The 21,638-nt window shown below is 63.2% G+C and carries 22 protein-coding genes and 1 tRNA gene; all 23 read left to right on the top strand.

Annotated elements, in window-relative coordinates; translation table 11 throughout:
* The first annotated feature begins 88 nt into the window (after nt 1–88).
* The 23 genes from alaS (at nt 89) to ACTNFK_RS07675 (ending at nt 21,613) form a co-directional block, all read left to right on the top strand.
* Nucleotides 89–2,743, top strand: a complete 2,655-nt coding sequence (gene alaS / locus ACTNFK_RS07785) for an alanine--tRNA ligase (RefSeq protein WP_435936687.1) — start codon at nt 89–91, stop codon at nt 2,741–2,743.
* 15 nt (nt 2,744–2,758) lie between these two features.
* Nucleotides 2,759–3,295, top strand: coding sequence for a Holliday junction resolvase RuvX (gene ruvX, locus ACTNFK_RS07780; RefSeq protein ID WP_435936686.1), 537 nt, complete (start codon nt 2,759–2,761; stop codon nt 3,293–3,295).
* On the top strand, nt 3,292–4,371 hold the full coding sequence (mltG, locus tag ACTNFK_RS07775) for an endolytic transglycosylase MltG (protein WP_435936685.1): 1,080 nt from the start codon (nt 3,292–3,294) through the stop codon (nt 4,369–4,371). Before ruvX ends, mltG begins: the two co-directional genes overlap by 4 nt.
* 2 nt (nt 4,372–4,373) lie before the next feature.
* A complete protein-coding gene (locus tag ACTNFK_RS07770) occupies nt 4,374–5,288 on the top strand; it encodes a shikimate dehydrogenase family protein (protein ID WP_435936684.1) in 915 nt (304 codons plus the stop codon).
* Between the two features lie 5 nt (nt 5,289–5,293).
* A complete protein-coding gene (aroC, locus tag ACTNFK_RS07765) occupies nt 5,294–6,490 on the top strand; it encodes a chorismate synthase (protein ID WP_435936683.1) in 1,197 nt (398 codons plus the stop codon).
* Nucleotides 6,487–7,254, top strand: coding sequence for a shikimate kinase (locus ACTNFK_RS07760; protein ID WP_435936682.1), 768 nt, complete (start codon nt 6,487–6,489; stop codon nt 7,252–7,254). The genes aroC and ACTNFK_RS07760 overlap by 4 nt, the downstream gene beginning before the upstream one ends.
* Nucleotides 7,251–8,345 carry a 3-dehydroquinate synthase gene (aroB, locus tag ACTNFK_RS07755; protein WP_435936681.1) on the top strand — a complete coding sequence of 365 codons (1,095 nt, stop codon included), beginning with the start codon at nt 7,251–7,253 and terminating at the stop codon, nt 8,343–8,345. The genes ACTNFK_RS07760 and aroB overlap by 4 nt, the downstream gene beginning before the upstream one ends.
* Nucleotides 8,346–8,445: 100 nt before the next feature.
* Complete coding sequence (locus ACTNFK_RS07750; protein ID WP_435936680.1) at nt 8,446–9,879, top strand: MFS transporter; 1,434 nt, start codon at nt 8,446–8,448, stop codon at nt 9,877–9,879.
* Nucleotides 9,876–10,538, top strand: a complete 663-nt coding sequence (rpe, locus tag ACTNFK_RS07745; protein ID WP_435936679.1) for a ribulose-phosphate 3-epimerase — start codon at nt 9,876–9,878, stop codon at nt 10,536–10,538. The genes ACTNFK_RS07750 and rpe overlap by 4 nt, the downstream gene beginning before the upstream one ends.
* Before the next feature lie 55 nt (nt 10,539–10,593).
* On the top strand, nt 10,594–10,857 hold the full coding sequence (locus tag ACTNFK_RS07740) for a phosphoribosyl-ATP diphosphatase (RefSeq protein ID WP_435936678.1): 264 nt from the start codon (nt 10,594–10,596) through the stop codon (nt 10,855–10,857).
* Between the two features lie 46 nt (nt 10,858–10,903).
* A complete protein-coding gene (gene hisG / locus ACTNFK_RS07735) occupies nt 10,904–11,746 on the top strand; it encodes an ATP phosphoribosyltransferase (protein ID WP_435936677.1) in 843 nt (280 codons plus the stop codon).
* Entirely contained in the window at nt 11,746–12,525 is a 780-nt protein-coding gene (gene hisF, locus ACTNFK_RS07730; protein WP_435936676.1) for an imidazole glycerol phosphate synthase subunit HisF, read from the top strand. The genes hisG and hisF overlap by 1 nt, the downstream gene beginning before the upstream one ends.
* Nucleotides 12,522–12,917: a phosphoribosyl-AMP cyclohydrolase gene (gene hisI, locus ACTNFK_RS07725; RefSeq protein WP_433646551.1), complete on the top strand. Its 396-nt coding sequence runs from the start codon at nt 12,522–12,524 to the stop codon at nt 12,915–12,917. Before hisF ends, hisI begins: the two co-directional genes overlap by 4 nt.
* A 28-nt stretch (nt 12,918–12,945) precedes the next feature.
* The gene (locus ACTNFK_RS07720; RefSeq protein ID WP_435936675.1) at nt 12,946–14,496 is read left to right on the top strand and encodes an anthranilate synthase component I; all 1,551 of its coding nucleotides are present in this window, start codon (nt 12,946–12,948) and stop codon (nt 14,494–14,496) included.
* A complete protein-coding gene (locus ACTNFK_RS07715) occupies nt 14,489–15,106 on the top strand; it encodes a Trp biosynthesis-associated membrane protein (protein WP_435936674.1) in 618 nt (205 codons plus the stop codon). Before ACTNFK_RS07720 ends, ACTNFK_RS07715 begins: the two co-directional genes overlap by 8 nt.
* Before the next feature lie 99 nt (nt 15,107–15,205).
* A complete protein-coding gene (locus ACTNFK_RS07710; protein WP_433646548.1) occupies nt 15,206–15,439 on the top strand; it encodes an HGxxPAAW family protein in 234 nt (77 codons plus the stop codon).
* 1 nt (nt 15,440) lies between these two features.
* Entirely contained in the window at nt 15,441–16,211 is a 771-nt protein-coding gene (gene trpC, locus ACTNFK_RS07705) for an indole-3-glycerol phosphate synthase TrpC (protein WP_433646547.1), read from the top strand.
* 38 nt (nt 16,212–16,249) lie between these two features.
* The gene (gene trpB, locus ACTNFK_RS07700; RefSeq protein WP_435936673.1) at nt 16,250–17,512 is read left to right on the top strand and encodes a tryptophan synthase subunit beta; all 1,263 of its coding nucleotides are present in this window, start codon (nt 16,250–16,252) and stop codon (nt 17,510–17,512) included.
* A complete protein-coding gene (gene trpA, locus ACTNFK_RS07695; protein ID WP_435936672.1) occupies nt 17,512–18,309 on the top strand; it encodes a tryptophan synthase subunit alpha in 798 nt (265 codons plus the stop codon). Before trpB ends, trpA begins: the two co-directional genes overlap by 1 nt.
* 78 nt (nt 18,310–18,387) lie before the next feature.
* Nucleotides 18,388–19,344, top strand: coding sequence for a prolipoprotein diacylglyceryl transferase (lgt, locus tag ACTNFK_RS07690; protein WP_435936671.1), 957 nt, complete (start codon nt 18,388–18,390; stop codon nt 19,342–19,344).
* A gap of 41 nt (nt 19,345–19,385) precedes the next feature.
* Nucleotides 19,386–20,861 carry a pyruvate kinase gene (gene pyk / locus ACTNFK_RS07685; protein WP_433646543.1) on the top strand — a complete coding sequence of 492 codons (1,476 nt, stop codon included), beginning with the start codon at nt 19,386–19,388 and terminating at the stop codon, nt 20,859–20,861.
* Between the two features lie 51 nt (nt 20,862–20,912).
* A tRNA-Leu gene (locus ACTNFK_RS07680) sits at nt 20,913–20,994 on the top strand.
* Nucleotides 20,995–21,010: 16 nt separating this feature from the next.
* A complete protein-coding gene (locus ACTNFK_RS07675) occupies nt 21,011–21,613 on the top strand; it encodes an ANTAR domain-containing response regulator (RefSeq protein ID WP_433646542.1) in 603 nt (200 codons plus the stop codon).
* Nucleotides 21,614–21,638 lie beyond the last annotated feature (25 nt).

Genomic DNA, 21,638 nt, shown 5'->3' with positions numbered 1-21,638 from the left:
TCGCGGCAACACCGCGCCCCAAACCACAAGTGGCGCGGCCTCCCCGCTCATTTGCGTGAAACGCGACACACGAAGGACCAATATTTCGATGCAGACCGCCGAGATTCGCCAACGTTGGCTTGACTTTTTCGAGAAGAACGGTCACACGGTGGTGCCTTCGGCCTCGCTCGTCAGTGATGACCCGAGCCTGATGTTTACTGTTGCGGGCATGGTGCCGTTTGTGCCCTACCTGTCGGGTCTCGTGCCTTCGCCCTACTCGCGTGCAACGAGCGTGCAGAAATGCATTCGCACGAATGACATCGAAGAGGTGGGACGCACTCCCCGGCACGGCACGTTCTTTCAGATGTGCGGCAACTTCTCATTCGGAGACTACTTCAAAGAGGGAGCGATCCGCTTCGCCTGGGAACTTCTCACGACCGCGGAATCCGCGGGTGGGCTCGAGTTCGACCCGAAAGACCTCTGGGTCACGGTATACGAGGACGACGACGAGGCGTTCCGGCTCTGGCGTGAGATCGCCGGGCTGCCAGAGGAACGGATCCAGAGACTGGGGAAAGACACGAACTACTGGTCGACCGGTCAGCCAGGGCCGGCGGGACCCTGCAGCGAAATCTTCTTCGATCGTGGCCCTCAGTACGGCATCGATGGCGGTCCCGCGACCGACGATGATCGGTACGTCGAGATCTGGAATCTCGTGTTCATGCAGTACTCGATCACCGATGTGAAGTCGAAGACCGACTTCACGATCGTGGGGGAGCTGCCCCAAAAGAACATCGACACCGGCATGGGGCTCGAACGCGTCGCCTTCATCAAGCAGGGTGTCGAGAATATGTACGAGATCGATCAGGTGCGCCCGGTGCTCGATGCCGCGGCCGCTCTGGCCGGCAAGAGCTATGGGGTCGACCACGCAGACGACGTGCGTCTGCGAGTGATTGCCGATCACGTGCGCAGCGGACTCATGCTGATCGCCGATGGCGTCACCCCCTCGAACGAGGGTCGCGGGTACATTCTGCGACGACTGCTGCGCCGCGTCACACTATCCATGCGGTTGCTGGGTGTCGAAGGAGCCAGCTTTGCCACGCTGTTCCCCGCGTCGCGCGACGCGATGAAAAGTGCCTACCCCGAGGTGGAACGTGACTTCGACTTCATCTCGCGCGCAGCGTATGCAGAGGAGAAAGCGTTCCTCCGCACCCTGAGTTCCGGAATTCAGATCCTCGACGAAGCGATCTCAGGTGCGGCACGCGGGAAAACTGACCTTCCCGGCGATACCGCATTCCTGCTTCACGACACGCTCGGCTTTCCCATCGAACTCACGCTTGAAATCGCAGAAGAGGCGGGGGTTGCAGTAGATGCCGACGTCTTCACCGCGTTGATGACCGAGCAGCGTGACCGGGCGAAGGCCGACGCTAAAGCGAAGAAGGGCCAGCGCGCCGACGTTACTGTGTATCGCGAGCTTCGCGGCCTGGGCGAGACCGTATTTACGGGATACGACGAACTCACGCACGAGAGCCGAGTGCTCGGCATTGTGGTTGACGGCGCACCCGTGGCCTCAGCCCACGAAGGACAGATCGCCGAGCTGGTGCTCGCTGAGACCTCACTGTGGGCGGAAGCTGGTGGGCAAGACAGCGACCAGGGCATCATCGTGGGCGATGGTTTTGAGGTCGAGGTGCTCGACGTGCAGAAGCCAGTACCCGGACTGATCGTGCACACGGTGAAAGTCACAGTCGGCACGGTATCGATCGATGCTCGGGCGGAAACCCGCGTCGACGCCGACTACCGTCGCGGTGCTACCCAGGCACACTCGGGTACCCACATTGTGCACGCGGCGCTGAGACAGGTGTTGGGTGCGAACGCGCACCAGGCTGGCTCCTACAACAAGGCCGGATACCTTCGCCTCGACTTCACCCACAGCGAGGCGCTGTCGACCGAGACGAAATCCGAGATCGAGGAGATCTCGAATCTCGCGATTCGCGCAGATCACGAGGTATTCACCCGCGAAATGTCGCTCGACGACGCAAAGGCGCTCGGCGCAATGGCGCTGTTTGGTGAAAAGTACGGAGATCGGGTGCGCGTGGTAGACATCGGCGGCCCCTGGTCGCGCGAACTGTGCGCAGGTACCCACGTGGGCAGCTCAGCCGAGATCGGAATGATCAGTCTGGTGAGCGAGAGTTCCGTGGGATCGACGAATCGACGCGTCGAGTCTCTGGTCGGGATCGAGGCGTTTCGAAATTTCGCTGCAGAGCGGGCAATCGTTCAGCAGTTGACGAGCGGACTCAAGGTGCCACGGCTGGAACTCGTACAGAGGGTGCAAGACCTCAGCGCGCAATTGAAATCCGCAGAGAAGAAGATCGCCCAGTTGGAAGCGGCGAAGCTTTCCGAACGTATCCCGGAGCTCCTCGCGCAGGCTGAACGCCTCGGAGACCTGAAGGTTGTCTTGGGATCGCTCGGGACTGTGGGATCGCCCGACGATGTTCGACAATTGGCGCAGCAGGTGCGCGAGCGCTTCGGAAACGACGCGGCGGTAGTTGTGCTCGCTGGCGAAGCTGCAGGCAAGCCGCTCGTGATCGCCGCGACCACCCAGGCTGCGCGTGAGGCCGGAACCAAGGCGGGGGCGCTCGCCAAGATCGGTGCCCAGGTGCTCGGCGGTGGCGGTGGTGGGAAAGACGATCTCGCGCAGGGTGGCGGCACCGATACTTCCAAGCTTGACGATGCGCTCTCGGCGATCCGCCGAGCGCTGGCTGAGTAGCCCGGGATCGGACGCGTGCGCACCGGAGTGAGGCTTGGTATCGATGTGGGAAAGGCGCGCATCGGTGTCGCGCGCTGCGATGTGCATGGCATGCTGGCTACCCCGCTGGAAACGGTGCCGCGCGACGAGGCCGCGACCAGCGATATTGCGCGGATCCTGGAGCTTGCCACCGAGTACGACGCGGCGGAGCTGGTGTTTGGGCTCCCCCTCAATATGCGGGGGGAGCGCACACCATCGACAGAGGACGCGGTGCGCTTCGCGACCCAAGTGGCGACAGCGTTGCACACGTCTGGCCGCGACGCGCCCGTGACGGTGCGGCTTGTCGATGAGCGTCTCTCGACTGTTTCGGCGCAGGGGCTGCTGCGGCAGGTTGGCCGCACCACCAAGCAGAGTCGCCAGATCATTGACCAAGCGGCCGCGGTCGTGATTCTGCAGCATGCGCTTGATAGCGAACGAACGCAGGGGCGCGCGCCAGGATCGACGATAGAACCTGGCTCGGGAACTACTGAACACACGGAAGAGCAGACGGGCGACGGGGGAGTGCACGGATGAGCGCAAGACGGGCCGGCAAACGACTCCTGATCGCCATCATTGTTCTGGCGGTACTGCTCGGGGGCCTGGCAGTGGCGGGTGCCTCGCTGTGGGGCACCTACGGCGAGCGTGTTTCGCAGGCACTTGGCTGGACCACCAATGACTACGAGGGCGAGGGCCAGGGCGAGGCCACGATCACCATCACGGCCGGTGAGATCGGCGAAGACATCGCCGAAGCTCTCGCTGAGGCCGGAGTCGTGAAGACCAAGCAGGCGTTCTACGAGCTGCTGCTCGCGCAGGAGCCCGCGGTCGAATTCATGCCGGGGCTGTACCAGTTGCGACTCGAGATGAGCTCCGCGGCCGCGCTCGCTGCGCTGCAAGACCCTGCGAATCGCATCGAATTCACCGCGGTGATCCCCGAGGGGCGCACCGTCGCGCAGGCCCTCGAGATCGTCTCCGCAGGTGCTCAGATCCCACTTGAAGAGCTGCAGGCTGCGGCGGCGAACCCCGCGCAGTTCGGGTTGCCGGCGAACGCAACGTCGCTCGAGGGATGGTTGTATCCCGCGACCTACGAGTTCGAGGCCGAGACCAGCGCCGTCGACGCGATCGCAAAACTCGTTGGCTATCAGGTCGCACTTCTCGACGAACTGGGCGTGGCAGTCGAAGATCGTGAACGTGTGCTCACGACCGCCTCTATCGTCGAGAAGGAAGCCGGCCGAGCAGAGGATTTCGGCAAGGTCTCGCGGGTGATTCAGAATCGACTTGATGCGGCTATGTTGCTGCAGATGGATTCCACGGCGCAGTACGGGTTTCAGCAGCACGAAGAAGGCACCGTGTGGTCGTCGAACGAGGCGCTCGCCGACGCCAACCCCTGGAACACGTATGTGAACCCGGGTCTCCCGGTGGGCCCGATCGCGAACCCTGGGCGTGCCGCAATTGAGGCGACGCTGAACCCAGAACCGGGGGATTGGCTCTACTTCGCCGCGGTCAACCTCGATACTCGCGAATCGAAGTTCTCGACCACCATTGAGGAACACAACCAGGTGGTGGCCGAGCTCAATGAATGGTGCATTACAAACCCGGGGCGCGGGTGCTAACCGTGCCCGCATCTCTGGAGACTAGCGGCCAGCCGGCCCGATTGGCAGTGCTCGGTCACCCCATCGCGCATTCACGCTCGCCTCGCATCCATCGTGCGGCGTACACCCAGCTCGGGCTGCCCTGGCACTACACGGCGGTGCGGATCGGCGAGGCCGGCCTCGAGCGATTTCTTGCCACGCGGGGTGAAGAATGGCGAGGCTTCTCGGTGACGATGCCGCTGAAGACTGAGGCGCACCGACTGAGCACAGTGCTCGACCCAGTGGCACGTGAGAGCGGCGTGGTGAACACACTGTTCCGTCTGGTGGGCGGCGGAGACGAGCCCTCCTGGGCCGGCTTCAATACCGACGTGGCAGGCCTCGCCGCTGCCTTGCGCACGAGCGGCATGCGGCTCAGTCGCACGCTCATCTTGGGAGCGGGGGCCACCGCAGTGTCAGCGGTTCTCGCAGCCAGGCAACTCGGTGCCGAGCGAGTCACGGTGCTCGCTCGCAGGCCACAGGCCGCGATGGCTCTTGCCGAGCGATTCGATGAGTCGCGCGCCGACTCCGCCGGAGATCGGGGTTCGTTTCGGGTCCTCGGCTACGGCTGGGCCGACCCCGAATCAGGGGAGAGCGTCCGTGCCGAGGTTGCCGAGGCGACGGCAGTCATCTCGACGCTTCCTGGCGACGCGGGTGAACGGATCGCGCTCCCCGCGGGCATCAGTACTATTCCGCTCTTCGATGTCGCCTACGATCCCTGGCCCTCACCGTTGGCTGAACGATGGAAAGCTGCTGGCGGAGAAGCCCACGCCGGCATCGACATGCTGGTAGAACAGGCACTGGCACAGGTACGAATCTTCGTGGGGGGTGACCCGGCCTTCTCCCTCACCGACGAGGCGCGCCTCTTCGCCACGATGCGCGACGCCGGTGTGGGAGGATAGTGCCTATGTTGCGTTGGCTCACGGCCGGAGAATCTCACGGCCCAGAACTCATTGCTGTCCTCGAAGGCATGCCCGCAGGGGTACCCATTTCGCTTGCCCTGGTGCGCGAAGACCTGGCGCGCCGAAAGCTGGGATACGGCCGCGGATCACGCATGAAGTTCGAACAGGACGAGCTGAACTTCTCCGGCGGCGTCGTGCAGGGGCGCACCATCGGTGGGCCGATCGCGATTCGCATTGGCAATACCGAATGGCCTAAGTGGGTTGAGGTGATGAGCGCTGAACCGACCGAGCTGTCCGAGAAGTCGCGTGGCCGAGGTGCCGCGCTCACTCGCCCACGACCCGGCCATGCTGACCTCACTGGGATGCAGAAATATGGCTTCGACGAGGCTCGACCCGTGCTGGAGCGGGCAAGTGCCCGCGAAACCGCGGCACGGGTCGCGCTCGGAGCGGTTGCTCGCGCGTTTCTTGCCGAGCTCGGTATTCGTCTGGTGAGTCACACGCTCGCGGTGGGCCCGATCGAGGTGCCCGCAGGCTCGCCGCTGCCCCGGCCCGAGGACGTGGCAGTGCTTGATGCCGATCCGCTGCGGTGCTTTGACCCGGCCACCAGCGAGCGTATGGTGACCGAGGTCGATGACACCAAGAAATCTGGCGACACGATCGGTGGAATCGTCGAGGTGCTCGCCTACGGCCTGCCGCCCGGACTCGGTTCCTACGTGCACTGGGACCGGCGGCTCGACTCGCGACTCGCGGGGGCGCTCATGGGGATTCAGGCGATCAAAGCCGTCGAAGTTGGCGACGGCTTCGAGACCACTAGGCGTCGGGGATCCGCCGCGCACGACGAATTGCACGTGCGCCACGGTGACATCGTGCGCGACACCGATCGGGCTGGCGGCATCGAGGGTGGCATGACCACCGGGCAGGTGCTGCGTGTTCGGGCCGGAATGAAACCAATCGCGACGGTGCCCAACGCGTTGCCAACCATCGACGTGTTGACCGGCGAGGAGGCGAAGGCGCATCACCAGCGCAGCGATGTGTCTGCGGTACCTGCCGCCGGGGTCGTCGCAGAAGCCATGGTCGCGCTCGTTCTCGCAGACGCGGTTACCGAGAAGTTCGGTGGCGACAGTGTGGCGGAGACGGCGCGCAACATGAAGAGCTATCTTGCCGCGATTCCGGAGAAGCTCGCAACCAGCATCGAATCGTGAGCGACGAAGCGGGTCAGCGACCGGTGCCGACGCCACCGAAGCAGCCGCTTACGCAGCCGATCAATATCGTCGCGGAACGCCCGCCCGCGAAGCGGAGGGTCTCTCGGCGAAGACGTAAGAATCGCCTGCCCGAGCGAGCAATCGTGTTTGTCGGGCCGATGGCCGCAGGGAAGACGAGCCTCGGCAGGCGCGTCGCGAAGGATCTCGGCATCCCGTTCATCGACACCGATGTCGTATTCACACGCAGTCACGGCGCGATCACGGACTTTTTTGCTGAGCACGGCGAGTCTGCTTTTCGCGAGATCGAGGCCGACATCATCGCGAGGGAACTCGCCGAACCGGGTGCACGCATCGTCGCGCTCGGGGGCGGTGCTGTGATTACCGAGCGCACCCGGCAACTTCTCAAGGAGTATCCGGTCGTGCTTCTGATGACCACGCAGGCATCGGTGTTGCGCACTGCGAACCTCGACAAGCGGCCCCTGCTGCGCGACGACCCCGGGGCCTGGGGGCGCATCCTCGACGCGCGTCGGCCGTTCTATGCCGAGGTGGCCGACGTGACCTTCCGTACCGACCGTGCGACGAAGGAACAACTTTCGCGCCGGGTCGTGCAGTGGGCCAGGGCTCAGGGGCGTGGCAAGTACGGTGAGCCTCTCGCGCAACGGAACCAGGCACCAGCAACCGGCATCGCCCCCGATGCACAAAGCACCGACACGACGCAGACCCCCAACTCGACACCGACGAAAGACGAGCCGCGCACGCCATGACCGATATCACCACCGACGGCCCCACCCAGATCTCGGTCACGGGTGAGGGCAGCTACACCATCACCGTGGGCCGCGGCCTTACCGACCGGGTCGCTGAGGCGCTGGGTGAACGCGTCAATAAGGTGCTGATCGTGCACACTCCCACGGTGGGAAAGCTCGCAGATGAGCTGCGAATTGAGCTGCAGAAGCAGTTCGGCCAGGTGCTGCTCGCGGAGGTGCCCGACGCGGAATCGGCAAAGCGCGTGGAGGTTGCGGCATTTTGCTGGCAGATTCTCGGCCAGGCGGACTTCACGCGCAGCGATGCGGTGATCGGCCTCGGCGGTGGCGCGGTGACGGATCTCGCGGGATTCGTGGCGGCAACGTGGCTGCGCGGCGTGCGGCTCGTGCAGATTCCCACGACGGTGCTCGGCATGGTGGATGCTGCCGTTGGCGGCAAGACCGGAATTAACACCACCGAGGGGAAGAACCTGGTGGGCGCGTTCTATGCACCACATGCGGTGATCTGCGACCTTGACCTGCTGCAGACGCTCCCCAAGAACGAGATTCTCGCCGGCTTCGCGGAGGTGGCGAAGTATGGATTCATTGCAGAACCCGAGATTCTCGACACGATCGAGCGCGACGTGGAGCGCGCGACCGATCCCGGTTCAGACGAGTTTCGCCGACTCGTCGAGCTCTCGATTGGGGTCAAGGCGCGGGTCGTGTCGGATGACTTCCGCGAGGGAGGACTGCGCGAGATCCTTAACTACGGCCACACTCTCGGCCACGCGATTGAGCACGCCGAGCGTTATCAGTGGCGCCACGGAGTCGCGATCTCGATCGGGATGGTCTACGCGGCAGAGCTCGGCCGAATGGCTGGCTCGCTGTCAGACGCGGTGGTCGCACGCCACCGCTCGGTGCTCGGGACGCTCGGTCTTCCACTGAGCTATCCCGCTGATCGCTGGCACGGCCTCCTGGCGACGATGCAGCGGGATAAGAAGGCGCGGGCCGGCATGCTGCGGTTCATAGTGCTCGACGATATAGCAAAACCGCGAGTGCTCGCCGGGGTGGATGAGTCTGTTTTGCAGTTCGCCTACCAGGAAATCGCCAGCTAGCGATCGGGGCGCGGATGTGCCCCAGCGTGGTGAGTTTTTTGTGACCTGTTCAGGTTCACTGACCCTGCCCGATCTGCGAGATTCACCTTACTCTTAACGTATGAGTCAGCACACGCCCCCTCCCGGGGGAATGCGTACCTTTTTTCAGGTGCTCGCAAACACGGCCGTGGCGAACCTCACCACTAACTTCCTGTGGTTCTCGCTCGTGTTCTGGGTCTATCTCGAGACTCGCAGCATCCTGGCCACGGGGGTACTCGGTGGTGCCTACATGATCCTGCTCGCCGTGTGCTCAATGTGGTTCGGGTCGCTGGTGGATCGGCTCCGCAAGCTCCGTGTCATGCTGCTGTCGGCGTGGATCACGCTCGCGGCGTTTTCGGTCGGAACGGCGATCTTTTTCCTGATCCCGCACGAGACACTGCTGCGGATCGACGGCCCGTGGTTTTGGGTGTTCACCGTGATCCTCCTCGCCGGGTGCGTGGTCGAATTGCTCCGAAACTTGGCGCTTGCGACCACGGTCACACTGCTCGTACCCGACGACCGACATGCCAATGCGAACGGGCTCGTGGGAACGGTGCAGGGGCTCGCCTTCATTGTCACCAGCGTGTTCAGCGGACTCTCGGTGGGCCTTCTGGGCATGCCGACGACCATGATTGTCGCGCTCGTCTTGACCGCTGCACCCATTGTGCACCTCCATATGCTCCGAATACCCGAACCAGAGATCGCGCACGATCCCAACCGCAGCGCGGTGGACTTCAGGGGCGGGATGACGGCGATCCTCCTCGTGCCGGGGCTCATTGGGCTGATCCTCTTCACGACGCTCAATAACCTTGCGAGTGGTGTCTATATGGCGCTGCTCGACCCCTACGGACTCAACATGTTTCCGGTTGAGATCTGGGGTGTCGTGTTTGGCGTAGCGGGCACCGGGTTCATCGTCGGAGGTGCCCTCGTCGCACGATTCGGGCTTGGAACGAACCCGATCCGCACCATGCTGATCTTGGTGATACTTATCGGAGTGCTCGGTGCAACCTTTACCCTGCGCGAGTGGCCATGGCTCTTCATCGTTGGCATCTGGTTGTTCATGGTCGCAATGCCGGCGATTGAAGCCGCCGAGCAGACCGTGATCCAGCGTGTCGTGCCCTATGAGAAGCAGGGCCGGGTGTTTGGGCTTGCGATGACCTTTGAGGCGGCGGCGTCGCCGATCACCGCGCTGATGATCGCACCGGTCGCCGAGTTCTTCATCGTGCCCTACATGGAAACCGCTGCCGGGCAGGAGCGCTGGGGGCTGCTGCTCGGGGAGGGCGAGAGCCGAGGCATTGCGCTCGTCTTCTTCTGGTCGGGAGTTGCGATGGTCGTGCTCGGTGCGGCGGCATTCTTCACGCGCACCTTCCGCACGTTGAGCTTTAGCTACGCGGAGGCTGCCCCCGATGTCGGCGCGTCCGAGCCAAGTACCCCGGCCGCAGCGACCACTCAAGGTGCGGATGCGCCGGCTCTGGGTGATCCACAATCTGAGCAAAGCCGTACACTTGAACGGTGACCGTGCACCGCATTAACCCGAGCATTCTTTCCGCCGATTTCGTGAACCTGCAGCATGAGCTTGAGCGCATCACAACAGCCGACCTCGTGCATGTTGACGTGATGGACAATCATTTCGTGCCCAATCTCACGATGGGACCACCGATTGTCGAGCGAATCCAGGCGGTCTCGCCGATACCGCTTGACGTGCACCTCATGATTACCGACGCTGATCGATGGGCGCCGGGGTACGCCGAGATGGGCGCCTACTCGGTGACCTTCCATGCCGAAGCCGCCGCAGATCCTGTTTCGCTTGCGCGGCGTATCCGTGACATCGGATCGCGTGCAGGCATCGCGCTGAAGCCGGGGACCGATCCTGAACCGTACCTCGAGTTGTTGCCCGAATTCGACCAAGTGCTCGTGATGACGGTTGAGCCTGGATTTGGCGGCCAGAAATTCATGGCTGAGATGATGCCGAAGCTGCGCCGCTTCGCAGACGCGAAGGCGCGGCTGGGCCTGGATCTGTGGCTGCAGGTCGACGGGGGAATCACGGTCGATACGATCGGCATGGCGACCGAGGCAGGGGCCGACACGTTCGTCGCGGGTTCTGCGGTCTTTGGCGGCGTGCCCGAAGACCGGATCGCCGAGTTGCGAGCCGCAGCGGCCACTCACCGCCACTGAACCAGTGCACTGGCTACTCGCTCCACCCACACAGAAGAAACGGTACCCTGAAGAAGTGAAGTCGTTCGAGGCGCTATTCGCCGAAATTAGTGAGAAGGCCAAGACCCGGCCCGAAGGCAGCGACACCGTCGCGCGGCTTGATGCAGGTGTTCACAGCATCGGAAAGAAGATCGTTGAGGAGGCTGCCGAGGTATGGATGGCCGCCGAATACGAGAGTGACGAGGCCTGCGCCGAAGAGATCAGCCAGCTGCTGTACCACCTGCAGGTACTGATGCTTGCGAAGGGGCTCTCCCTGCAAGACGTGTACCGCCATCTCTAGCGTCAGCGCGCGTCACCATTCTCTGCCACCACGGAAGGACACCCCCATGCTCCGCGTTGCGGTTCCCAATAAAGGCTCGCTGTCTGAGATAGCGGCCGAGATGCTCGGCGAGGCCGGATACAGCGGCCGTCGCGACAGCCGCAAGCTTGTGCACACGGATAGTCGGAACGAGATCGAGTTTTTCTACCTTCGCCCGCGAGATATCGCGACCTACGTGGGCTCGGGGGCGCTTGACGTGGGCATTACCGGACGCGACCTATTGCTTGACTCCGGGTCCGCGGCGCGCGAGATCGCTCACCTCGACTTCGGCGACTCCACCTTCCGGTTCGCCGCTCCCAAGGGCTCGGGCATCACTGAGATTGCGCAGCTCGCCGGGATGCGGGTCGCGACCAGCTACCCAAAGCTCGTTGACGATTTCCTCCGCGAGCGCGGTGTCGAGGCCGTGACGGTCAAACTTGACGGTGCCGTTGAATCGGCAGTCCAGCTCGGCGTCGCCGATGCGGTGGCCGACGTGGTGTCGACTGGCGCGACGCTGCAGGCGGCGGGCCTCGTCATCTTTGGTCCGGTGATTCTCGAGTCAACTGCGGTGCTCATCGGAGGGCCGAGCAGCCAAGACGGTATCGATCGCCTGTTGCGCCGACTCCGAGGTGTGCTGGTGGCCCGTAAATTTGTGCTCGTTGACTACGACCTCGAGGAGTCGAAGCTTGAAGCCGCGGTCAGTATCGCGGGCGGAATCGAGTCACCCACGGTCTCGCCGCTGCGTGAGGACGGCTGGGTTGCTGTGCGGGTCATGGTGCTCGCAGAAGAGGCCAACGAGGTGATGGATAAACTTGCCGACCTCGGTGCGCGCGCGATCCTCGTGACCGCGATCCACGCTGCGAGGCTGTGATGTCGGTCGCCGTGCGCGTGATCCCGTGCCTGGATGTGGCAGCTGGCCGGGTCGTCAAGGGCGTGAACTTCTTGAACCTCCGGGATGCGGGTGACCCCGTCGAGCTCGCTGCGAAATACGCTGAGCAGGGCGCCGACGAACTCACGTTCCTCGATGTCACTGCGACCGTGGACGATCGCAGCACCACGTATGACGTTGTGCGTCGCACGGCAGAACAGGTGTTCATCCCACTGACGGTCGGTGGAGGCGTGCGCACCAGCGACGACGTGGCGAGGCTCCTCGGTGTGGGGGCAGACAAGGTGGGCGTCAACAGTGCGGCCATCGCGCGGCCGGGCCTCGTCGATGAGATCGCCGATCGTTTCGGATCTCAGGTGCTCGTGCTTTCACTCGACGTCAGGCGCAGCACGCGGCAGCCGAGCGGGTTTGTGGTGACCACACACGGTGGGCGCAACGAGACCGACCTTGATGCCCTGGAATGGTGCGTCGAGGCGGTGCGGCGCGGGGCCGGAGAACTCCTGGTGAACTCGATGGATGCCGACGGTACGCTTGCTGGCTTTGATCTCGAACTCACCGCCCAGGTGCGCGCGCTCTGCTCGGTGCCGGTGATTGCCTCCGGCGGTGCGGGCAAACTCGAACACTTCGCCCCGGCGATCGCAGCGGGTGCCGACGCGGTGCTCGCCGCATCGGTGTTTCACGACGGAACCTTCACTGTGGGTCAAGTTAAACGTGCGATCGCCGATGCGGGGTATGAAGTGCGCCTCACCGAGGGTGTCGCATGAGCGCGGCGGATCGGGCAAACGTGGCGGAAATTGAAGTCACAGAATCGCTCGATGCCCTGGTGTTTGGCCAGGACGGGTTAATGCCCGCGATCATTCAAGACGACGAAACTCATGAGGTGCTCATGCTCGCCTGGATGGATCGCGAGGCAGTGCGTCGCACGTTGACCACCGGCCGGGTGACGTTCTGGTCGCGATCGCGCCAGGAATACTGGCGCAAGGGAGACACCTCGGGGCACCGACAGTACGTGCGTACGGTCGCCATGGACTGTGATGCCGACACTCTGCTCGTGCGTGTGGTGCAACTCGGTGCGGCCTGCCACACCGGCACGCGCACATGCTTCGAGGGTCGCGGGCTTCCAGCTCACCCGGGCGACCCGACAGACAAAAAGTGATGCGCACACAGCGCGATAGGCTGGAAAAGTGAGTCTCACCACGTCACGCGCCGACTTCGATGCGGCCCGCGCCACCCATTCAGTCATTCCCGTCTGCCGCGAAATCTTCGCCGATGCCGACACACCGGTCAGTATCTACCGCAAGGTCGCTGGTTCTCGTACGGGCACGTTCCTCCTTGAGTCCGCCGAGCAGGGTGGGGTGTGGACCCGGTTCAGCTTCGTTGGAGCCGGGAGCTTCGGCGTACTGAGCGAGCGGGACGGTCGCGCACACTGGCTCCCCGAGCCCGGCAAGGGTCTGACCGAAGAGCGTCTGTTGTCGGGTGGAATCGCCGCACTCGCCCCGGCAGCAGCGCTGCGCGCCGTGGTCGAACGCTGGGAGCAAGAGCCTACCCCCCACCTCCCGCCGCTCGCGAGTGGCTTTGTTGGGTACCTCGGCTGGGACACGGTGCGGCAGTTTGAGCGACTCGAGCATGGGCCTAGTGATGGCCCGGGTTTGCCCACTCAGAGCCTCAGCTTTGTCTCGGAGCTGGTGGTGATTGACCACCGAGAGGGCAGCGTCGTCTTGCTCGCAAACGTCTTGAACGATGCCGAGGCGATCTCCGGCCAGGCGCAGTGGGACGACGCGCAGACTCGGCTTGACGCGCTGCAGGAGGCACTTGCGGCGCCCCTCTCATCACCGCTCGGCATGCTCGACCGCGACGCACTGCCGAACGCGGTGCGGTTGACAGCCGAGACAGACTACCTCGCGGGGGTCGACCGCTCGAAGCAATACATCGTAGACGGAGACATCTTTCAGGTCGTGCTCTCACAGCGCTTCGATCAGGAGTGCACTGCAGATCCCCTTGACGTGTACCGGGTGCTGCGGCATCTGAACCCCAGCCCGTACCTGTACCTCCTGCAGCTGGAGGACGCGACGGGCAGACCATTCGCGGTGGTGGGTTCAAGCCCAGAGGCCCTGGTGACCGTGCAAGAAAGCGGTCACGTGATGACTCACCCGATTGCCGGCTCGCGACCGCGTGGTGCATCGGTTGACGAAGATCAGCAATTCGAGCGAGATCTTCTCGCCGACGAAAAAGAGCGAGCCGAGCACCTCATGCTGGTGGATCTCGCACGCAACGACCTGCTGCGCGTCTGCGAGCCTCACAGCGTCGAGGTCACCGAGTTCATGCGTATCGAGCGATTCAGCCACATCATGCACATCGTCTCGACCGTCGAGGGTCAGTTGCGGGAGGGGCAGAATTCGGTGGATGCCTTGCGAGCGACCTTCCCCGCAGGCACGCTCTCGGGAGCACCGAAACCACGCGCGCTGCAGATCATCGACGAGCTCGAGCCGGTGCAGCGAGGCGTCTACGGGGGAGTGGTGGGATACTTCGGACTCGCCGGGGCCGCCGATCTTGCCATCGCGATTCGCACCGCAACGATTGTCGACGGGATTGCCATGGTTCAGGCTGGCGGGGGTATCGTCGCCGATTCGGTGCCGACGCTCGAAGACCAGGAGTCGCGAAATAAGGCCGCGGCACCTCTTCGAGCTGTGGCCATCGCGAACACTCTCCGGCATTTGGATGTGCCACGTGCGTAGCAAGCTTCCCCTGCTCGGCGCAGTTGCACTCTCGGGCGGACTCGCGTTGGTCGCAGCGACGCAGCCCTGGGCAACGATCGTGCTCGTCGAGGGTGCTGCCGCAGCGGGCGCGCTGCAGGTGAGCGGTCAGGATCTCAACGCTTCGTTGTCGCCGGTCGCGATCGCCGCGCTCGCGGCTGCGCTCGCGTTGACGATCGCCGGAAAGATTTTTCGTCGGGTGCTGGGGATCCTCGTCGCGGCGCTGGGAGCCGGGGCGATTGCCGTTGCTGTCGGTGTGCTCGTGGATCCGGTGGGTGCCGCCGCGGGGCGGATTGCCGAAATAACGGCAATCTCCGGCGCCGACCAGCTAGCGCTCGTCCAGTCCAGTGCGCTTTCGGTGTGGCCGCTCGTGACTGCGATTGCTGGCGGTGCGCTGATCGTATTTGGTGTGCTCGTGGTGATACTGAGTGGCAGGTGGGGCACGGCTGGCCGCAAGTACGAATCGAGAAGTGACGCGGATGTGGCTGAGCGAGTCGCGACCGAGCCAGACCGTATCTCTGACTGGGAGCGACAGAGCGACGGTGAGGACCCGAGCGAAATCGATTCATTGCCAGAGTCCCCCAAAAAGTAGGGTTGGTCACCACCGACCCGCGACAGACTGCCACTCGGTTCGCAGGAAATGCCCAGCAACCGGTAGGCTTGAGACGAACCATAGGCTTCAAGGAGATTCATGAGTACCCACCACGGAGACCCCGGACACGGCGATTCGCCAGCTGCGTGGACGGCGGTGATCGTCATGCTGCTCGGTATCGCGTTCGGCACGGTCGCGTTCTTCCTGCACCAGCCACTTCTCGTGTGGATCAGCGTCGGCGTTGTTGCATTGGGCGGAGTGCTCGGCTGGGTGCTCTCAAAGGCCGGGTACGGCGTCAAGGGCCCGAAGTTCACGCCTAAGACGCACGAATAACGTGCTCGAGCAACTTCTCGCGGGCTCACTAGAAGACGCGCGGGCTCGGCGAGAGCTGCGGCCACTGGCTCAGGTTGAGGCCGACGCGATTGCTCGGCCCGAGGCCCTTGATGCGATCGAGGCCCTCCGGCCGACCGACCACATTCGTGTGATCGCAGAGGTGAAGCGGGCGAGCCCTTCGCGCGGCGACCTCGCAGATATCCCAGAACCACAGGCCCTTGCCGCGCAGTACGAGGCCGGCGGCGCGAGTGTCGTGAGTGTCCTCACCGAGCAACGCAAGTTCAAGGGATCCCTCGCCGACTTGGAAGCCGTGCGCAAGGCTGTGAGCATCCCCGTGTTACGCAAGGATTTCATAGGTGACGAGTATCAGATTCTTGAGGCCCGTGCAGCTGGGGCCGATCTCGTCCTCCTCATCGTCGCCGCCTTGCCGCAACCGGTTCTCGTCAGACTTCACGCACTGATCCGCGAACTGGGAATGACACCGTTGGTGGAAGCTCATTCCGCAGATGAGGTTGCTCGGGCTGTCGATCTTGGCTCGCAATTGATCGGTGTCAATGCGCGCAACCTCAGCACGTTCGAACTTGATCGGGAGCTCTTCGGCCGGGTCGCTGATCAGATTCCTGCGGGAGTGATTCGCGTGGCCGAGTCCGCAGTGCTTGATGTGAGCGATGTGATCCGGTATCGCGAGGCAGGGGCCGACGCGGTACTTGTCGGCGAGGCGCTGGTCACTTCCGACCCCATCGCCACGCTGCAGAGTTACCTCAGCGTCTGAAAACCTTACATCTGGGAAGAGGCACCATGACTCAGGACATGACTCAAGATCAGAACGAACTCGGACCACTGCGCGCACAGTCAGGGCCGTTCTTCGGCGACTTCGGTGGGCGGTTCATGCCGGAGTCGTTGATTGCTGCGCTCGACGAATTGACGCAGGCATACGAAGATGCAAAGAATGATCCCAGCTTTGCGGCCGAGCTTGCAGAATTGCACCGAAGCTATACCGGACGGCCCTCGATCCTTACGGAGGTCATGCGGTTCGCCGAGCACGCGGGTGGGGCGCGCATCATCCTGAAGCGGGAAGACCTAAACCACACCGGTTCCCACAAGATCAACAATGTGCTCGGTCAAGGGCTGCTCGTCAAGCGACTCGGGAAGACCCGGATCATCGCAGAGACAGGTGCCGGCCAGCACGGAGTGGCAACAGCCACGATCGCAGCACTGTTTGGGATGGACTGCACCATCTACATGGGCGAGGTCGATACCGAGCGGCAAGCGCTGAACGTGGCGCGCATGCGTTTGCTGGGCGCCGAGGTGATACCGGTGAAGACTGGGTCGCGCACCCTCAAAGACGCGATCAACGAGGCGTTCCGCGACTGGGTTGCAAACGTCGACACGACGCACTACCTGGTGGGCACAGTTACCGGGCCACATCCCTTCCCGGTCATGGTGCGCGATTTCCACAAAATCATTGGCGAAGAGGCACGAGCACAGATGCTCGAGCTGACCGGTGCACTCCCCACCGCAGTGGCAGCCTGTGTCGGTGGCGGTTCGAACGCGATCGGCATCTTCCACGCGTTCCTTGACGATCCGGAAGTTGCACTCTACGGCTACGAGCCTGGTGGGCACGGAATCAGTTCCGGAGAGCACGGCGCTACCATCGGCGAGGGGTCGCAGGGGGTGCTGCACGGCTCCCGCACGTTCGTGCTGCAAGACGCAGACGGGCAGACCCGCGAATCGTATTCAATCTCCGCTGGACTCGACTACCCGGGAGTTGGTCCCGAGCACGCGTGGCTTGCCAGCATTGATCGGGCGAACTACGAATCGGTCACCGACGACGAGGCGATGCAGGCGCTGCGGCTACTCAGCCAGACCGAGGGCATCATTCCGGCGATCGAGTCGGCGCACGCGCTCGCCGGGGCACTTCGACTCGGAAAGCAGCTGGGCGAAGGCGCGGTGATTCTCGTGAATCTCTCGGGACGCGGTGACAAAGACATGGCGACCGCGGGCCGGTACTTTGGGCTGTTTGATGGAACCGAACTCGAAGGCGCCTCCGCGAGTGCAGGAGAGGAGCACTGATGGCGAATCAAGAGTCACAGGTTTCCGCAGCCATCCGACGGGCCAAGGAATCTCGTCGCGGAGCGCTCGTCGGGTACCTGCCCGTTGGCTTCCCGGATCTCGACACCAGTGTCGCCGCGGCGATCGCGATGGCGAAGGCCGGGGCCGATGTGATCGAACTGGGGCTGCCGTACTCCGACCCCGTGATGGACGGAGTGGTGATTCAGGAGGCCACGCAGACCGCGCTGGCAGCCGGCTTCCGTCTCACTGATGTTTTTGAGGCAGTGCGTCGCGTACGAGAGGCGGTCGACACGCCGGTACTCGTGATGACCTACTGGAACCCCGTGTTGCAGTACGGTCTCGAACGATTTGCAGGCGATCTCGCTGCCGCCGGGGGGGCTGGGCTCATCACGCCAGATATCACCCCCGACTCTGCAGCCGAGTGGATCTCCGTGAGTGAACGTCTCGGACTTGACCGCGTGTTCTTGGCCGCGCCGACATCCTCCGATGATCGTCTCGCGCTCGTTTCCCGCAGCACCACTGGGTTTGTCTACACCGTTTCTACGATGGGCATCACCGGAGAGCGCACCCAACTCGACGAGGCAGCTCGGAATCTCACTACGAGACTGCGCGAGAGCGGGGCCGAGCTGGCGTGTGTCGGGATCGGCATCTCGACGGCTGCGCAGGTGTCTGCGGCGCTCGAATACGCAGATGGTGCGATCGTGGGCACCGCCTTCGTGCGGGCATTGCGTGACGGAGGCATCGAGCAACTCTCCCGCGTGGTGCGCGAAATCGCAGCTGGCACCGCCCAGCATTGACCTGGCACTGATATACCCGCGGTAGGATTTTGTTGACCCGCGCCCGATGGCGCAGAGCGTGATGCGAAAGAGCGGTACATGATTTTTCCGATGAGTATTCCGAGCCCCGACGTGCAGTTTCTGCAGATCGGTCCGCTGCGCGTCTACTTCTACGCCCTGTGTATCCTCACGGGAATTGTGCTGGCGACGATCTGGACGGGCCGGAGGCTGACGGGCCGGGGTGGCGAGCGCGGCGTCGTCATTGATTTCACCGTGTGGTCGGTAGTGCTGGGCATCCTCGGCGCGCGCCTGTACCACGTGGTCACTCACTGGGGAGACTACTTCGGCGAGGGAAAGAACTTCCTCGAAATCTTCGCGTTCTGGAACGGCGGCATCGCGATCTTCGGTGCACTCATCGGCGGCGGAATCGGCGTGCTGGTCGCTTCACGCATCACTGGAATTCGCTTCTGGTCGTTTGCTGACGCGCTCGTGCCGGGTCTGTTGATTGCACAGGCAGCGGGTCGCTTGGGCAACTGGTTCAATCACGAGTTGTTCGGCGGCCCCACCACGCTTCCGTGGGGGTTGCAGATCGAGTCAACCAACTCGGCGTTCCCGATTGGCCTGCCCGAAGGCACACTCTTTCACCCCACATTCCTCTACGAGATCGTATGGAACATACTCGGCGTGATCGTGCTGTTGCTCATCGAGCGACGTCTTCGCCCGCGCTGGGGCACATTCTTTGGCATGTACCTCATCTGGTATGGCATTGGTCGCGCCGTCATCGAGTCGATGCGCGTGGATCCGAGCCTCATTATCTTGGGGCTGCGCACCAATGTCCTCGCAGCTCTCCTCGCGGCGCTCCTCGGTGTCGTCATCATCTTTGTCCAACGCCGTCGCCATGTCGGTCTCGAGGCGAGTGTCTATCTTCCCGGACGCCGCAATCCGGCCGATGCGGTTGACGAATTGACGGCGAATCCCGACGAGTACTACCACGTACTCTCCGATCGCACGAAGGCTCTGGCCCCACCAGCAGGGGTCGCACCTTCGACCACATAGGCAAGCCCGAACCGGGTCCACCATCGAACGAAAGGCAGGCCATGCGCCACGCAAAGATCGTTGCAACCTGGGGACCAGCGGTCTCGAGTTACGATCACACGCTCGAGCTCATTCGCGCCGGGGTGAATGTGGCACGGTTGAACATGTCTCACGGCACGCACAACGTGCATGAGGGCATTTTCCGTAACATTCGCCGCGCGGAGAACGAGGTGGGCAGGCCCATTGCCGTGCTCGCCGATCTGCAGGGCCCGAAGATTCGATTGGGCACGTTCGCGGCAGGACCGTTTGATCTCGCAGAGGGCGACGAGTTCGCCATCACCACTCGCGATGTCGTTGGTGACCAGACAATCTGCGGCACGACCTATAAGGGCCTTCCCGGCGATGTCCGTGTGGGCGACCCACTGCTGATCGATGATGGCAAGGTGGGGTTACGTGCGGTACGGGTAACCGAAGACACCGTGCATACTGTGGTTGAGATTCCGGGCGCGGTCTCGAACAACAAGGGCATCAACCTGCCCGGTGTGGCCGTGAACGTGCCGGCGTTGTCGGAGAAAGACGAGGCCGACCTTCGGTGGGCCTTGCAGCTAGGTGTCGACTACATTGCACTCTCGTTCGTGCGCGATGCCGCCGACATCACTCGCGTGCACGCGATCATGGCAGAAGAGGGAGTGAAACTCCCCGTCATCGCCAAAATCGAAAAGCCTCAGGCAGTCGAGAACCTTGAGGCTATCGTCGATGCGTTTGACGGCATCATGGTCGCACGTGGCGACCTGGGTGTCGAGATGCCTCTCGAACAGGTTCCGCTTGTGCAGACCGAGGCGATCGCCGTCGCGCGACGCATGGCGAAGCCCGTCATCGTGGCCACGCAGGTGCTCGAGTCGATGATCGAAAGCCCGAGGCCCACTCGCGCGGAGGCGTCCGACTGCGCAAACGCGGTGCTCGACGGTGCCGACGCGGTGATGCTCTCAGGTGAGACAAGCGTTGGGGCATTTCCCGTGGCCGCCGTTGCCACCATGGCCCGCATCATCGAGGCGACCGAAGATCACGCCCTCGACAGGATCGATCCGTTGCGCACCAGCCCGCGCACCCAGGGGGGTGTGCTCACGCTGGCGGCGGCGGAGGTGGCGGAGTTCATTGGGGCCAAGTACATTTGCGTGTTCACGGAGTCCGGCGACACGGTGCGCCGGATGTCTCGACTCCGCAAGCCAATCCCGATCATCGGGTTCACGCCGAGTCGAACAATCCGTCGACGGATGGAGCTGACCTGGGGTGCGCGCAGCTATGAGGTTCCGCGAGTCGGCTCTACCGACGAGATGTTCGAGCAGGTCGATAAGGTGCTGCTCGACGCGGATCGTGTGGAGATCGGCGATAAGGTACTGATCATCGCAGGTTCGCCTCCCGGAACCGTGGGATCCACAAATACGCTCAGGATTCACCGGATGGGGGAGACCTTGGGGCTACTTCCCGAGGCCGGGCCGCGGAAACACGTCATCGGACGGGGAAGCATCCCGCTCTAGATGCGATAGTGTTGCACAGGTGGAAAGCGACTTTCGAGCCGCTACCCATTTGCCGGATTGGCGGAATTGGCAGACGCGGCGCACTCAAAATGCGTTGCCTTCGGGCGTGGGGGTTCAAGTCCCCCATCCGGCACCGTTAAACTAAGACAATGACTGAGCAGACTTCTTCCCCCGGCGCGGCACGTCGTGTCGTCGTCGCAGAAGACGAATCCTTGATTCGTCTCGACATCGTTGAAACGCTTCGCGACAATGGCTTTGACGTTGTCGGAGAAGCGGGTGACGGTGAAGAGGCGGTGCGTCTGGTAACGGAGTTGCGCCCCGACCTCGTCGTGATGGATGTGAAGATGCCGAAGCTTGACGGCATCTCGGCGGCCGAAATTATCAATAAAGATCACATCGCCCCCGTAGTGCTCCTTACCGCCTTCAGCCAGCGCGAGCTGGTTGAGCGTGCGGGAGAGGCCGGTGCCTTGGCCTACGTAGTAAAGCCGTTTACCCCGGCTGACTTGATCCCAGCCATTGAGATTGCACTCTCACGCTTTCAGCAAATCGTGGCGCTTGAGAGTGAAGTTGCCGATCTTGCAGAGCGTTTCGAGACGCGCAAGCTGGTGGATCGTGCGAAGGGTATCTTGAACGACAAGATGGGCCTCACCGAGCCCGAGGCGTTCCGCTGGATCCAGAAGGCCTCAATGGATCGTCGCCTCACCATGCAAGACGTGGCGAAGACGATCATCGATCAGCTCGGGCCCAAGTAGCACGAAGCGGCGAGACGAACACCCC

Source organism: Leucobacter fengyongliangi, assembly GCF_052386045.1.
The sequence above is the reverse complement of the archived record's forward strand: the minus strand, read 5'-3'. Positions and strand labels throughout refer to the sequence as shown.